The following is a 1369-nucleotide window of genomic DNA, read 5'->3' on the forward strand; positions in this document are numbered from 1 at the left end:
CTAAGTTAGTAAAATAACGAGAACGAGAGGACGTGTCCGACATGAGTCAAAAAAAGTACAACAAAGAGTTCAAACAAACAGTGGTGGAGCTTTACCGCTCTGGCACATCGGTCAATCAACTATCCAGCGAATATGGTGTATCAGAAGTGACAATTTATAAATGGATTAAACTACATTCTCCGATTGAAGGGACAAATGAGTTAACGGCAGCTGAAGTCGCTGCGATCCAGAAGGAGAATCTACGCTTGAAACAAGAGGTAGAAATTCTAAAAAAGGCTATGACCATATTCGCGCAAAAATAGACGACCAAGAACTCATCGATCACATTGAAAAAGAAAGCGAGCATCAGCCTGTTCAACTGATGTGTCGTGTATTAAAGATGCCTAAAAGTACGTATTATCAATCGTTTCATAAGCAGCCAAATGGCTATCATGTCGCCAATGAAAAGCTTTTAGTGCGCATTCGTGAAATCCACGCAGACAGTGACGGACGGTACGGAGCGCCTAAAATTTTCGCCCTTTTAAAGCAAGAAGGTTACACCGGCAGTATTGATCGCATTCAGCGCATTATGAAACACGCTGGCATCCGTTCGAACATCGTAAAAAAGTATAAACCGGCATCATCTAGTGCGCCCGTTGAAGAACGTGAAAACGTGCTCAATCAGGACTTCACAACCGAAGCAATCAACGAAAAATGGGTGGGTGATATTACGTATATCCATACCGTTCAAGATGGCTGGTGCTATTTGGCATCGGTACAAGATTTACACACAAAAAAGATTGTCGGCTATAAGTTCGGTCGCCGTATGACGGTGGACCTTGTTTTAGACGCGCTCGAAAACGCTGTGCAGGCCCAACAACCCGCACCAGGCTTGATTTTGCATACCGATTTAGGGACGCAATATACAAGTGAAGATTTTCGTAAAAAGCTCGAACAACATGGCATCACGCCTTCATACAGTCGCAAGGGCTGCCCGTATGACAATGCGTGTATTGAATCGTTCCATGCGACGTTGAAAAAAGAAGAAGTGTACCGCACGCGCTATGCCAATTTTGAAGCAGCTCGCATGGCGCTGTTTCGCTACATTGAAGGATGGTACAATCGCAAGCGCATTCATGGTAGCATTGGCTATTTATCACCGGATACCTTTGAAAAACTGTGCCATGCCGCAGCATAAATTGGGGTGATTGAAATCCCCACCCAACATTTTTGTGTGGCAACATCCGTATCTTTTTCGCTCTACATCCCAAGTAGGCGGTCAAAGGCTCTTTCCACTTTGACGGGCTACTTGGGATGTGGAACAATCCATTCGGGATGTTGCCCAAGAAAAAACTTAGGCAGAAGGTGTCCAAAGACTTGACGTAGATCC

General features: G+C 44.6%; 1 protein-coding gene. It reads left to right on the plus strand.

Going from position 1 to position 1369, the window contains the following annotated elements; all coding sequences use genetic code 11:
* Window positions 1-41: 41 nt before the first annotated feature.
* Window positions 42-1177, plus strand: a protein-coding gene (locus KGI01_RS13640; RefSeq protein WP_141275134.1) for an IS3 family transposase whose coding sequence is annotated in 2 segments (ribosomal slippage) — window positions 42-267 and window positions 267-1177 — 1137 coding nt in all. Because the reading frame shifts where the segments join, the coding sequence is not laid out codon by codon here.
* Window positions 1178-1369: the final 192 nt, after the last annotated feature.

Source organism: Kurthia gibsonii, from assembly GCF_006539985.1.
Taxonomy (GTDB): domain Bacteria; phylum Bacillota; class Bacilli; order Bacillales_A; family Planococcaceae; genus Kurthia; species Kurthia gibsonii.